Origin of the sequence: Micromonospora sp. CPCC 205561 (genome assembly GCF_036906775.1) — a bacterium.
Classification (GTDB): domain Bacteria; phylum Actinomycetota; class Actinomycetes; order Mycobacteriales; family Micromonosporaceae; genus Micromonospora.
This window is the reverse complement of sequence record NZ_JBAKHV010000028.1, coordinates 24,770-37,613: the sequence shown is the minus strand read 5'-3', so window position 1 is coordinate 37,613 and position 12,844 is coordinate 24,770. Positions and strand designations below refer to the sequence as shown.

Genomic DNA, 12,844 nt, shown 5'->3' with positions numbered 1-12,844 from the left:
GCGCGGGTGCCGTATGCTGCCGCACCGTGGCGTGTCCGGCCGCCTCCGCGCCGGTGGACCACGGAGGGCGGGAGGTCGGGATGCGACGGTGGTGGACGGCGGCCGCGGCGGGCGCGGTGGCGGCCCTGGCGCTCACCGGTTGCGCGGCCCCGGCCGGCACCGACCGCGACCTGACCGACGACTGGCCGGGGCCCGCCGCGCCGCAGGCCTTCGTCCCCGCCGCCGGCGTCTGCCACGTCGGCGCGCAGGACGTGGGCTACCTCAGCGCCTACCACCCCGTCGACTGTGCCCAGTCGCACCGGACGGAGACCGTGCACGTCGGCACGCTGACCGGTGCGGGAGCCGACCGCAGCACGCCCCCGCCGGCCGGCTCCGAAGGGATGCGCGCCGCCCGGGGCGAGTGCGACCGGAAGGTCAACGAGGTGGTCGGCGGGGACTGGCGTGCCGGGCGGCTCGCGGTGGGCGTGGTGCTGCCGTCGCCGCAGGCGTGGAGCGGCGGCGCCCGCTGGTTCCGCTGCGACCTGAGCGAACAGACCAGCCTCGACGAGGCCGGCCCGAAGACCCGCACGGGGAGCCTGAAGGGCGCGCTGACCGGCGCCGCCCCGCTCGCCCACCGGTGCTTCAACCCGAAGGTGCGGGCCGACGACATCCGCGAGATGACGCCGGTTTCCTGCACCAGCAAGCACCGCGCCGAGTTCGTCGGCGTCTGGCAGGCGCCGGAGACCAGCTACGACGCCTTCACCCGGGACAACATGAAGGTGCACCGGGCGTGCCTGACGCTGATCGCGAAGTACGCCAAGGTGCCGGACAACGGCGACCTGCGGTACCGGGCCGGCTCGATCTACTACCACCCGCACGAGCGGGAGTGGCGCAACGGCAACCGGGGCGTGCAGTGCTTCCTCTGGGTCGACCGGAACCTCACCCGGTCGATGAGGGGCGCCGGCACGAAGGGGCTGCCGGTCACCTGAGCCCCGGTGCCGGACGGGGCGGCCACCGCGACGGCCGCCCCACCGTGGCACCTAGCCGGCCTGCAGGGTCACGTCGTCGACGACGAAGCTGGTCTGCAACGAGGAGTCCTCCGTGCCGGTGAACTTCACCGTCACGGTCTGCCCCGCGTACCCCGCCACGTCGAACGAGCGCTGGGTGTAGCCCGCCGCCGCGTTCAGGTTCGAGTACGTCGCGATCGTCGCCGACCCCACCTGCACCACCAGCCGGTCGTACGCCGTGCTCGACGACGTCTCGGCCGTGTCGACGTGCAGCCAGAACGACAGCGTGTAGCGCGCGCACCCGGCCGGGATCGACACCGACTGCGACAGGGTCTCCGTGCGCGCCGAGCCGTAGCCGAGCAGCCAGGCCTTGTACGAGCCGGAGCGTGCCGGCTGGCGGCTGTCGTTCGTGATCACACCCGACGACGCCACCCACGGCGACGAGCCGCTCTCGAACCCGCCGTTGCCGACCACCTGCCCACCGGCGCAGCCGCCGGCCCCGCCGACGGTCAGTGCGTAGGTGGCGGTGCGGGAGAGCCCGCCGGCACCCGTGCCGGTGACGCTGAGGGTGTACGAGCCGGCCGGCACGGAGGCCGCGGCGCTGACCGTCATCGTGGCGGAGCCGCCGGAGGTGACCGACGACGGGCTGAACGACACGGAGACGCCGGAGGGGGCGCCGGTCGCCGTCAACGGCACCGGCTGGGCGGCGCCGCCGGTGGTGGCCGTGGCGACCGTGGCGGTGGTGGAGGCGCCCGGGCGCACCGAGCCCGACGCCGGGCTCACCGCGACCGAGAAGTCGTTGGTCCCGGTGCCCACGGCGGTCTGCCAGACGGTGTGGGCGATCCCGTCGGCGCTGCGGTTGAGCACCGTGGCGCTGACGTTCGAGGTGGTGTCGCAGGAGCGGTGGTAGCACGGGTCGTACGCCGAACCGGCCGTGCCGCCCCACTTGGCGGCCTGCGACGAGGTCTTGCGGGCGCTGGCGCCCGAGGCGTACCCGGAGGTCGGGATGCCGGCCTGCTGGAACGAGTAGTCGTCGGAGCGGCCCTGGCCCTCGACGTTCTCCTCCGGCTGGATGTTCAGCGAGTCCCAGTACGCCTTCAGCGGCGCGGCGGTGGTCGAGGTGATCCGGTTGATGAAGTAGCCGCCGTTGACGGAACCCACCATGTCGAAGTTGTAGTAGCCCTTGATGTAGCCCCGCTGGGTGGCGCTCAGCGAACGGACGTAGAAGTCCGAGCCGTTGAGGCCCTGCTCCTCGTCGGTCCACCAGGCGAACCGGACCCGCTTGGTCATCGTCGGGTTCTGCCGGGACAGCACCAGCGCGTTCTCCAGCAGGGCCGCCGAGCCGGTGGCGTTGTCGTTGATGCCCGGGCCGGCCGAGACGCCGTCGAGGTGCGCGCCGAACATGACGACCTGGTCGGCGGGGCCGCCCGGCCACTCCGCGATCAGGTTGTTCGACCGGTACGTGCAGTCGGTGCAGACCTGCTCGGTCACCGTGTACCCGGCGGCCTGGAGCCTCGTCTTCACGTACGCCACCGAGGCGGTGTAGCCGGCGCTGCCGGCCCGTCGGTTGCCGCCGTTCTGGGTGGCGATGGTCTGGAACTGCGTCAGGTGGGCCTGGACGTTGGCGATCGCGACGTCCGGCGCGGCCAGGGCCTGCGCGGCGGGCGCGAGCACGCCGGCGGCCGGGGCCGCCCACGCCGGCGCGGCGGTCGGCGTCACCATGCCGCCGGTGACGACGGCGAGCGCGAGGCCGGCGGTCAGAATTCTTCGTTTCATGGACGCTCCTCGATAGGTTGCGCCTGATGATGCCACCGTGGAGCACGATCGTGGGGGCAGGCGAAAGGGCGGTGTGTCCCGCCGCGCCGCCTATCGTCGACGGACCGACGGGCGTGGTGTCGTACCGCTGGGCAATCATGTGTCGACGCCCGACGGAGGGGGGAGGAACGATGATCGGCACCTTGTGGACCGTCGCCCTGGACACCCGTGACATCGCCGGCTTGGCGAGGTTCTACCAGGAGCTGGCCGGGTGGCGGCAGATCTATGCCGAGGACGACTGGATCACCATGACCACCGGCGACGGCTGGCGGGTGGCGGCCCAGCTCGCGCCGGACCACGTGCCACCGCGGTGGCCGGATCCCGCCCGCCCCCAGCAGGCCCATCTCGACCTGCGGGTGCCCGACCTGGCGGCGGCCACCGAGCGGGCGCAGGAGCTGGGCGCGACGCTGCTGCGTCGCAACGAGCGATGGCACACCCTGGCCGACCCCGCCGGGCACCCGTTCGACCTGTGCCTCGGCGCCGACGACCCGCGCACCACGCTGGCGGGCGTGATGCTGGACTGCCCCGACGCCAGGGCGCTCAGCGTGTTCTACGCGGAGCTGCTCGGCAAGCCGGTGACCTACGAGGGCGACGGCATGGCGATGATCGGCGAGGACGGCGCCCAACCGGTGATGTTCCAGCAGGTGGCCGACTACTCGCCGCCGCGCTGGCCCGACCCCGCCCACCCGCAGCAGATCCACCTCGACGTGCGGGTCGACGACGTGGCGGCGGCCGAGCCGGCGGCGCTCGCGCTCGGCGCCACCCGCCTGCCCGGCGAGGGGGACAACTGGCGGGTCTACGCCGATCCCGCCGGCAAGCCCTTCTGCTTCGTCTGGGGCCTCGACCAGGGATGACGGGGGTGCCCTTCAGGTCCCGACGGTCACCGTGCGCGGACCACGGCCGCGGCACGCTCGGTGAGCGTGCCGCGGCCGTGGTCCTCCGCGGCGCCGCGCGGGCCACGCCGGAGGCGACGGCCGGACGAGCCCCTGGGAACCCCCGCTCAGGTGCGGCGGAGCATCGCGAGGAACATCGCGTCCGTGCCGTGCCGGTGCGGCCAGAGCTGCACCGTCGGCCCGTCGCCGAGGCCGGGCATCCGCGCCGGCAGCAGCGGCCGGGCGTCGACGAAGTCGACCGGAACCCCGGAGCGACGGGCCGCCTCGGTCACCGTCACGTGCGTCTCCACCGTGTGCGGGGAGCAGGTCACGTAGGCGACCAGCCCGCCCGGGCGGGCCGCGCGCAGCGCCGCGGTGAGCAGCTCCCGCTGGAGCCGGGTCAGCGGCGGCAGGTCCGAGGGCTGGCGTCGCCAGCGCGACTCCGGCCGGCGGCGCAACGAACCCAGCCCGGTGCACGGCGCGTCGACCAGCACCCGGTCGAAGTGCGCCTCCGGCAGCTTCGGGTCCGCCCCGACGGTGCGGCCGTCGGTGTGCAGCACGGTCACCGGCAGGCCGCGGGTCGCCTGTTCGACCAGCCGGGCCCGGTGCTCCGAGACCTCGACGGCGGTCAGCCGCGCGTCGCGCTGGGCGGCGAGGGCGCCGAGCAGGCCGGACTTTCCGCCGGGGCCGGCGCAGAGATCCAGCCAGCGCCCGTCCGGGCCGTCGAGCGGGGCCACCGCCAGGGCGTTCGCCACCAGCTGGGAGCCCTCGTCCTGCACGTGCGCGCGCCCCTGCGCCACCGCCGGTAGGTCACCCGGCGCCCCTCCCGAGAGATAGACGGCGTACGGGGAGAAGGCCCCTGGCGCCCCGCCGGCCTCGTCGGCCAGCTCCCCGGGATCGGCCAGCCCCGGCCGGGCGCACAGGTGCACCGGCGGGCGCTCGTTGTCCTCGATGAGCAGCCGGGTCGTCTCGCCCAGGTCGCCGCCGAGCGCCTCGGCGAAGGACCGCACGATCCACTGCGGATGGCTGTACGCCAGGGCCAGGTGCCCGACCGGATCGCTCTGCATGGGCGGGGCGAGCTTGGCCACCCAGGCGTCGGCGTCCCGGCCGGCGACCTCGCGCAGCACCGCGTTGGCGAAGCCGGTGGCGCCGGGGCCGACCGCCCGGACCAGGTCGACGGTCGAGGAGACGGCGGCGTGCGCCGGCACCCGGGTGTGCAGGAGCTGGTACGCCCCGAGCCGCAGCGCGTCGCGCACCGGCGGGTCGATGCGCTGCACGTCCCGCCCGGCGGCGTCGCCGAGGATCGCGTCGAGGGTGCCGAGGTGCCGCAGCGTGCCGTAGGTCAGCTCGGTGGCGAAGGCGGCGTCCCGGCCGGTCAGCCCGGCGTCCCGCAGCAGCGACGGGAGCACCAGGTTCGCGTACGCGTCGTCCCGGTGCACCGCCGCGACCGCCTCGTAGGCCGCCTGGCGCGGGAGGTCCACCGTCGGCCGGGTCGGCCGCCGGCCGCCCTCGCGCCGGTCGCCGCCCCACTGGCCGCCCCGCGCCGGCCGCTCCCCGCGCGAGGGGCGCTCGCCGCGCTGCTCTCCCCGCGGGGGGCGCTCGCCGCCAGCGAAGTTCCCAGCGCCCGTCACGCGAGCTCCTCCCCCGCGGCGACCCGGGCGCCGCGCGCCCAGTCGGTCGCCGCCATGGCGCGCTTGCCGGCCGCCCGGACCTCGCCGAGCCGCACCGGGGCGGTGGCCGTGCCGGCCAGTACGCGGGACTTCTCCACCAGCAGCTCCCCCGGCTTCAGCTCGGGCCCGTCGGGGACCGGGGTGACCGGACCGAGCTTCACCCGCTCGCCCCGGAACGTCGTCCACGGGCCGGGCGCCGGGGTGCACGCCCGGACCCGACGGTCCACCGCGAAGGCCGGATCCGACCAGCGCACCCGGGCGTCCTCCACGGTCAGCTTCGGCGCCAGCGACACCCCGTCGGCGGGCTGCGGCTCGGCCCGGGCGGTGCCGTCGCCGATCGCGTCGAGGACGGCCACCAGCAGGCCGGCGCCGGAGTCGGCGAGCCGCTCCAGCAGGTCGCCGGAGGTGTCGGCCGGACGGATCTCGTCGGTCAGCGTGCCGTAGACCGGACCGGTGTCCAGCCCCTCCTCCAGCTGGAACACGCTGGCCCCGGTCAGCTCGTCGCCGTGCAGCACGGCGTGCTGCACGGGCGCGGCCCCGCGCCAGGCGGGCAGCAGCGAGAAGTGCAGGTTGATCCAGCCGTGGCGGGGGATCTCCAGGGCGGCCGGCGGCACCAGCGCGCCGTAGGCGACCACGGGTACGCACTCCGGGGCCAGCTCGCGCAGCCGGTCGAGGAACTCCGGCTCGCGGGGGCGGGCGGGGGTGAGCACCTCGATCCCGTGCTCGTCGGCCCACGCCCCCACCGGGGAGCGGACCAGGCCCCGGCCACGGCCGGCGGGCGCGTCCGGGCGGGTCACCACGGCGACCAACTCGTGACGGGAGTCGGCCACGGCGGCCAGGGCGGGTACGGCGACGGCCGGCGTGCCGGCGAAGATCACGCGCACGGGCTCACCGCCCCAGGCCGAAGGGGCTGCCGGAGGCGTGCGGGTTGAGCTTCACCGTCGGCGGGGTGGCCGGGTCGTACCACTCCGCCTGGCGGATCGCCTTCATCGCCTCCTTGCGCCCGGCCGGGTCGAGCCGGTCCAGGAAGAGCACCCCGTCGAGGTGGTCGGTCTCGTGCTGCACGCAGCGGGCCATCAGCCCGGTGCCGACGATCTGCATCGGGTCGCCGTAGCCGTTGAAGCCCTTGGCGATGACGTTCTGCCGGCGCTTGGTGTCGAAGTAGAGCCCGGGGATGGAGAGGCAGCCCTCGGGACCGTCCTGCTCCTCCTCGTCGGGAAACTCCAGCACCGGGTTGACCAGGTGGCCGACCACGTCGTCGACGTCGAAGGCGAACACGCGCAGGCCCACACCGAGCTGCGGCGCGGCGAGGCCGGCGCCGTTCTGCTCACGCATCGTGTCGGTCAGGTCGGCGATGAGCTTGCGCAGCTCGACGTCGAAGTCGACCACCGGATCGGCCGGCGTGCGCAGCACCGGATCCCCGAACAGACGGATGGGCTGGACGGTCACTCGACATGGCTCCTTCGGCGGGCGGACTGGTGCCGTACCAGTCTACGGAGTGCCGTCGGCCGCCCCGGCCCGCGTACCGGGACGCGGCCCGGCCCGCTGCGTGTCGGTGGTCACCACACGGGTCCGACGGCGGGCGGTGCGGGCGGCTCAGGCGCCGCTGCCCGGCTCCCCGGCCAGGACCGTGGCCCCGCCGAGCAGGGCGTGCTCGGGCAGCGGCAGCTCGATCTCGTGGGCGGCGGCCCAGTCGTGGATCAGACCGGGCCGGGCCTGGGCGGTGAAGTACTCCACCGCGCTCATCCCGCCGACCACCGGCTCGTCCACCTCGGCGACGAGCTGGGCCGGCACCAGGCGGAAGCCGCTCTGCAGGGCGGCGCTGAGCCGGCGGTGCCCGTCGACGACGAAGAAGTACTCCCCCGTGTAGCCGATCCGCAACGGCTCCAGCGCCTCGTCGCCGCCGGCGGCCACCTCGCCGACGAACTCCGAGTCCCACAGGTCGCGCAGGTGGGCGATGTCCTCCGTCGGGTAGACCCGGGCCGGGTCGAGCAGCAGCAGCGGCGGGGCGTCGCGCAGCACGTCGGCGCAGAGCCGACCCTCGTACGCGTCGACGATGTGCTCGATGACCTCGGCGGCCGGGGCGCGGGTGGTGTCGCAGACCAGGTCGTAGTTGCGCAGCCGGGCCTTGTCCACGCCGTAGCGGACGATGAACCGGCCCCGCTCGCTCTCGCTGCGCTCCCGCAGCTTGGCCTTGGCCTCCTCCGTCGAGGCGTAGCTCTCGGCGGGGCCGGAGGGGCGGGCGAGCACCCGACGGGCGGCCTCGCCCGGCTCGGTGATCATGTGCACCTTGAGCGCGTCGGTGAAGAAGTGCCAGGCCAGCCGGGAGTCCATGACCAACCGCTCGCCGGAGGCGGCGATGTCCCGCTGGAGCTGGTCGACGTAGCCGTCGACCGCCTGATCCAGCTCCGCGTGCAGGTTGAGCTGGAGCGCGGTCATCTGCCGCTCCTGCGCCATCTGGCGGTAGAGGTCGCCGACGCTGACCCGGCGCAGGCCGAGCCGCTCGGCGATCTCCACGGAGACGGTGCTCTTGCCGCTGCCGAGGTCACCATTGAAGACGATCGACTGACGAACGGTCACGACTGGTCCACCCCTGATCACCGGCTGTTTGACATCATCGAGATCGCGCCGAACCGGCGCGCTCCCGCCATCGTCGCGCGATCCCGCGACGACCCCGGCTCGGCGCGTCTCGCGCCGCGCCGCGACCAGGAGCCGTCGTACGCCCGGGCATGACGGGCGATGCTATCACCCGTCCGGCGACCGACCGCCGGACACGGCGTGCGCCGCCCGGGCGGTCCGGCGAACCCTCCGCCCGTCAGAAGAGGGTCAGCGGATCGACCTGGAGGCGCACCGGATCGGCCGCCTTGCGGGCGGTGCGCACCCCCGCCGCCGAGTGCAGCGCCGCGGCCATCGCGGCGGCCCGGGCCCGGGGCACCCGGACCAGCATCCGCTCCCGCTCCCCGTCGGCCGGCACCGGCCCGAGCAGCTCGGCCTCGGCCGGCAGCCGCGCCTCGGCCAGCAGGTCGGCCACGGCGGCCGGCGGGCCGGTCACGCTGGCCATCCGCACCGCCGGTGGGAAGCCCAGCTCCCGCCGCTCGGCCAGCTCCCGGGCGGCGAACCAGCCGGCGTCCCAGCGCAGCAGCGCCTGCACCGGGGCGAGGGCGCCGTCGGCGACCACCACCACCCGGCCGCCGGCGGAGGCGGGGCGGGCCAGCGCGGCGGCCGCCAGCCAGCGGCGCAGCGCCTCCTCCCCCGCCCGCAGGTCGGCCCGGGTGAGCAGGGCCCAGGAGTCGAGCAGCAGCACCGCACCGAAGCCGCCCTCGGCGACCGGTTCCGCGCCCGGGGTGGCGATGACCAGGCCGGCACCGCCGGGGACGCCGGCCAGCACCTCCTCGCGGCCGGAGGTGCGTACCGGCACGCCGGGGAAGGCCCGCCCCAGCTCCTCGGCGGTGCGCCGGGCACCGGTGACGGAGGCGCGCAGCCGCCGACCGCCGCACTCCGGGCAGGCGTACGCGGCGGCGACCCGCCCGCACCACCGACAGGCCGGTGTGCCCGCCGCCGAGGGCAGCGCCAGCGGCCCGGCGCAGTGCGGACAGCGGGCCGGGGTCCGACACTCGGCGCAGGCCACCGAGGGCAGGTAACCGCGGCGGGGCACCTGGACCAGGACCGGAAGGTCGGCCCGCAGCGCCTCCCTGGCGGTGGTCCAGGCGAGGCTGGGCAGCCGGGCGGTGGCCGCCCCGGGGTCCCGGGCCAGCTGCGGGTCGTCGCCGGTGGGTGCGATCGCCGGCATCCGCGCCCGGACGGTCGCCCGGTCGGCCAGCACCTCCCGGGCCCACCCGGTCTCCACCAGTAGCTGCGCCTCGGCGGTGCGGGTGTAGCCGCCGACCAGGGCCGCGGCGTCGGCGAGCTGGGCGCGGGTGAGCAGCACCTCCCGGGCGTGCGGGTAGGGCGCCCGCGGCTCGGCGTGCAGGTCGTCGCCGTCGTCCCAGATCGCCACCAGGCCGAGCCGGGCGACCGGGGCGAACATCGCGGCCCGGGTGCCCGCCACCACCGGCACGTCGCCGCGCCGGGCGGCGAGGAACGCCCGGTACCGCCGCGCGGGGCCGAGCGCGGCGGAGAGGCAGACGTGCCGCCCCGCGCCGAGGGCGTCGTGCAGCGCCGCGTCGAGCCGGTCGAGGTCGCGGTTGTCGGCGACCACCACCACCGCGCCCCGGCCGCCGGCCACCGTGGCGGCGACGGCCTCGGCGTAGCAGGCCGGCCAGTCCTCCCCCGGCAGCGCCGACCAGACCGCCCGGGGGGCCCGCCCGGCGGAGAGCGCCCGGAGCAGCGCCGGCCCGGTCGGGTAGTCCCGCCAGGCGTCCGGGGCGGGCGCGTCCACCGGGGCGGAGCCGACCCGGGCGCCCCCGTCGGGCGTGCCGGGACCACCTTCGGCCGGGTCGTGGGCGGCAGGACCGCCCCGCGTCGCGGCGGGGCCGGCGCCGGGCGCGGTGGGCCCGGCGTCCGGCGTGATGGCAGCGGCGGTGGGCCCGGCGTCCGGCGCGGCGGCAGGGACGTCGGGCGCGGCGGGACCGGTGCCCGGCGCGGCGACAGGGACGTCGGGCGCGGCGGTGGCTCCGGCCCGGACGTCCTTCTCGACCCGCGCGTGCCGGGGCGGTACGGCGAGGCGCAGCACGTCGGCGAGGCCGCCGGCGTAGCGGTCGGCGACCGCCCGGGCCAGCCGGGCGACCTCCGGCGCGAGCACGGGCTCCGGGGATACCACCTTCTCCAGGTAGGCCAGCCGGCCGGTGTGCCCCGAGTCGTCGGCCCGCTCCAGCAGCCAGCCGTCGACGAGCTGCCCCGCGAAGCGGACCTTCACCCGGACGCCGGGGACCGCGTCGGCGGCCAGTTCGGCCGGGACGAGGTAGTCGAACGGCCGGTCCAGGTGGGCCAGGGGCACGTCGACGCAGACACGAGCGACCGGCGACCCCTCGGCGGGTCGCCGGTCGCTGCGCCTGGTGCCGGTCAGGCTCCCGCGGCCGACTTGAGGTCGGCGGCCCGGTCGGTGCTCTCCCAGGTCAGATCCGGCAGCTCCCGGCCGAAGTGGCCGTACGCGGCGGTCTGCTGGTAGATCGGACGGAGCAGGTTGAGGTCCCGGATGATGGCGGCCGGGCGCAGGTCGAAGACCTCGGAGACGGCCTTCTCGATCGAGGCGACCGGCACGGTCTCGGTGCCGAACGTCTCGACGAAGAGGCTCACCGGGTGGGCCTTGCCGATCGCGTACGCGACCTGGACCTCGCACCGCTCGGCGAGGCCGGCGGCGACCACGTTCTTGGCCACCCAGCGCGTCGCGTACGCCGCCGAGCGGTCGACCTTCGACGGGTCCTTGCCGGAGAACGCGCCGCCACCGTGCCGGGCGTAGCCGCCGTAGGTGTCGACGATGATCTTGCGCCCGGTCAGGCCGGCGTCGCCCATCGGCCCGCCGATCTCGAACCGGCCGGTCGGGTTGACCAGCAGCCGGTAGCCCTCGGTGTCCAGGCCGAGGCTCTCCAGCTCCGGGGCGATGACGTGCTCGCGCACGTCCGGGGTGAGCAGCGACTCCAGGGAGATGTCCGCCGCGTGCTGGCTGGAGACGACCACGGTGTTGAGCCGGACGGGACGCAGCCCCTCGTACTCGATCGTGACCTGGGTCTTGCCGTCGGGGCGCAGGTAGGGGACGGTGCCGTCCTTGCGGACCTGGGAGAGCCGCCGGGCCAGCCGGTGCGCCAGGGCGATCGGCAGCGGCATCAGCTCCGGCGTCTCGGAGCAGGCGAAGCCGAACATCATGCCCTGGTCGCCCGCGCCCTGCGCGTCCAGCGCGCTCTCCGACGCCCCGGTACGCAGCTCGAAGGCGTTGTCGACGCCCTGCGCGATGTCCTCCGACTGCGCGCCGATCGAGACGCTGACGCCGCAGGAGGCGCCGTCGAAGCCCTTCTTCGACGAGTCGTAGCCGATGTCGAGGATGGTGCGGCGGACGATGGTGGGGATGTCGGCGTACGCCCTGGTGGTCACCTCGCCGGCGATGTGCACCTGACCGGTGGTGATGAGGGTTTCCACCGCGACACGGCTGCGCGGGTCCTCGGCGAGCAGTGCGTCGAGAATGCCATCGCTGATCTGGTCAGCGATCTTGTCCGGGTGGCCTTCCGTGACCGATTCGGAAGTGAAGAGGCGGCGTGTCACGGCACTCCTAAATTGTGGAAGTCGTTCCGCGGCAGTCTAATTGACCGCGCCAGCGCCGGGCTCCTCCGGTCGTGCGCGGTTCCAGCCGTCAGGAACGGCCGGACAACCGCGCGACCACGAGATCCCAGACGCCGTCGGCCAGGTCCTCTTTGGACCGTTCGGGCATCCGGCTGACCGAACCGTCCGCGCCGATGACGGTCGCCGCGTTGGTCTCGGCGCCGAAGACCTTGTCCGGCCCGACCTCGTTGATGACGATGAGGTCCGCCCGCTTGCGGGCGAGCTTGGCCCGGCCGTTGGCCTCGGCGTCGCCCGTCTCGGCGGCGAACACCACCAGCACCTGCTCCGGGCGGCGGCGCCGGCCCAGCTCGGCCGCGATGTCCGGGTTGGTGACCAGCTCGATGGTGGGCGCGCTGCCGTCGTCCGACTTCTTGATTTTGCCAGTCGCGTAGCTGGCGGGTCGGAAATCGGCCGGAGCCGCCGCCATCACCACCGCGTCGGCCTCGGCCGCCGCCGCCAGCGTGGCGTCGCGCAGCTCGCCGGTGGTGCCGACCCGGACCAGGTCGACGCCGGCGGGATCGGGCAGCGAGACGTTGGCCGCGATCAGGGTGACCCGGGCGCCCCGGGCGACGGCGCAGCGGGCGAAGGCGTAGCCCTGCTTGCCCGAGGAGCGGTTACCCAGGAAGCGGACCGGGTCGAGGGGCTCGCGGGTGCCGCCGGCCGTCACCACCACGTGCCGCCCGGCCAGGTCGGCCGGGGCCGCGACGCCCCGCGCGAGGGCCCGGCGGGCGACCGCGAAGATCTCCGCCGGGTCGGGCAGCCGGCCCTTGCCGGAGTCGGCGCCGGTGAGGCGGCCGACGGCGGGCTCGACGACCCGGACGCCCCGCGCGCGCAGCGTCGCGACGTTCGCGACGGTGGCCGGGTGCTCCCACATCTCGGTGTGCATGGCCGGGGCCAGCACCACCGGGCAGCGGGCCGTCAGCAGCGTGTTGGTCAGCAGGTCGTCGGCGAGGCCGTGGGCGGCCTTGGCCAGCAGGTCGGCGGTGGCCGGCGCGACGACGACGAGGTCGGCCTGCTGGCCGAGCCGGACGTGCGGCACCTCGTGCACGTCGGACCAGACGTCGTCGGCGACCGGCTGCCCGGAGAGCGCCGCCCAGGTCGGGGCCCCGACGAAGCGGAGCGCCGACGAGGTCGGCACGACCCGGACCTGGTGGCCCGACTCGGTGAGGAGTCGCAGCAGCTCACACGCCTTGTAGGCGGCGATGCCGCCGCCGACCCCGAGGACGATCCGGGGGGGCATCGGCGCGCG

General features: G+C 75.5%; 10 protein-coding genes. 2 read left to right on the top strand and 8 right to left on the bottom strand.

Going from position 1 to position 12,844, the window contains the following annotated elements; all coding sequences use genetic code 11:
• Positions 1-80: 80 nt before the first annotated feature.
• Complete coding sequence (locus V6V16_RS16440; protein ID WP_334563030.1) at positions 81-968, top strand: septum formation family protein; 888 nt, start codon at positions 81-83, stop codon at positions 966-968.
• Positions 969-1,019: 51 nt separating this feature from the next.
• Here the strand turns inward: V6V16_RS16440 and V6V16_RS16435 are convergent, their stop codons facing one another.
• Positions 1,020-2,762, bottom strand: a complete 1,743-nt coding sequence (locus V6V16_RS16435; RefSeq protein ID WP_334563028.1) for a M28 family peptidase — start codon at positions 2,760-2,762, stop codon at positions 1,020-1,022.
• A gap of 170 nt (positions 2,763-2,932) precedes the next feature.
• Here V6V16_RS16435 and V6V16_RS16430 point away from each other — a divergent pair, with 170 nt between their 5' ends.
• Entirely contained in the window at positions 2,933-3,655 is a 723-nt protein-coding gene (locus tag V6V16_RS16430) for a VOC family protein (RefSeq protein WP_334563026.1), read from the top strand.
• Positions 3,656-3,801: 146 nt separating this feature from the next.
• On the opposite strand, the gene V6V16_RS16425 is transcribed toward V6V16_RS16430, so the two are convergent.
• From V6V16_RS16425 to coaBC, 7 genes are all read right to left on the bottom strand, one after another.
• Positions 3,802-5,304: an RsmB/NOP family class I SAM-dependent RNA methyltransferase gene (locus tag V6V16_RS16425; RefSeq protein ID WP_334563024.1), complete on the bottom strand. Its 1,503-nt coding sequence runs from the start codon at positions 5,302-5,304 to the stop codon at positions 3,802-3,804.
• Positions 5,301-6,227, bottom strand: a complete 927-nt coding sequence (gene fmt / locus V6V16_RS16420) for a methionyl-tRNA formyltransferase (protein ID WP_334563022.1) — start codon at positions 6,225-6,227, stop codon at positions 5,301-5,303. The genes V6V16_RS16425 and fmt overlap by 4 nt, the downstream gene beginning before the upstream one ends.
• A gap of 4 nt (positions 6,228-6,231) precedes the next feature.
• Complete coding sequence (gene def / locus V6V16_RS16415) at positions 6,232-6,792, bottom strand: peptide deformylase (RefSeq protein ID WP_334563020.1); 561 nt, start codon at positions 6,790-6,792, stop codon at positions 6,232-6,234.
• Between the two features lie 147 nt (positions 6,793-6,939).
• Complete coding sequence (locus V6V16_RS16410) at positions 6,940-7,923, bottom strand: AAA family ATPase (RefSeq protein WP_334563017.1); 984 nt, start codon at positions 7,921-7,923, stop codon at positions 6,940-6,942.
• 235 nt (positions 7,924-8,158) lie between these two features.
• Positions 8,159-10,279 carry a primosomal protein N' gene (locus V6V16_RS16405; RefSeq protein WP_334563014.1) on the bottom strand — a complete coding sequence of 707 codons (2,121 nt, stop codon included), beginning with the start codon at positions 10,277-10,279 and terminating at the stop codon, positions 8,159-8,161.
• A 65-nt stretch (positions 10,280-10,344) separates the two neighbouring features.
• A complete protein-coding gene (metK, locus tag V6V16_RS16400; protein ID WP_334563013.1) occupies positions 10,345-11,538 on the bottom strand; it encodes a methionine adenosyltransferase in 1,194 nt (397 codons plus the stop codon).
• Positions 11,539-11,626: 88 nt separating this feature from the next.
• The gene (gene coaBC, locus V6V16_RS16395; RefSeq protein WP_334563012.1) at positions 11,627-12,835 is read right to left on the bottom strand and encodes a bifunctional phosphopantothenoylcysteine decarboxylase/phosphopantothenate--cysteine ligase CoaBC; all 1,209 of its coding nucleotides are present in this window, start codon (positions 12,833-12,835) and stop codon (positions 11,627-11,629) included.
• Between the last annotated feature and the right edge of the window lie 9 nt (positions 12,836-12,844).

Bases quoted from the DNA above. Each gene is read 5' to 3' on its own strand.
- V6V16_RS16440 (WP_334563030.1), top strand. From the start codon at position 81: ATGCGACGGTGGTGGACGGCGGCCGCGGCGGGCGCGGTGGCGGCCCTG.
- V6V16_RS16435 (WP_334563028.1), bottom strand. From the start codon at position 2,762: ATGAAACGAAGAATTCTGACCGCCGGCCTCGCGCTCGCCGTCGTCACC.
- V6V16_RS16430 (WP_334563026.1), top strand. From the start codon at position 2,933: ATGATCGGCACCTTGTGGACCGTCGCCCTGGACACCCGTGACATCGCC.
- coaBC (WP_334563012.1), bottom strand. From the start codon at position 12,835: ATGCCCCCCCGGATCGTCCTCGGGGTCGGCGGCGGCATCGCCGCCTAC.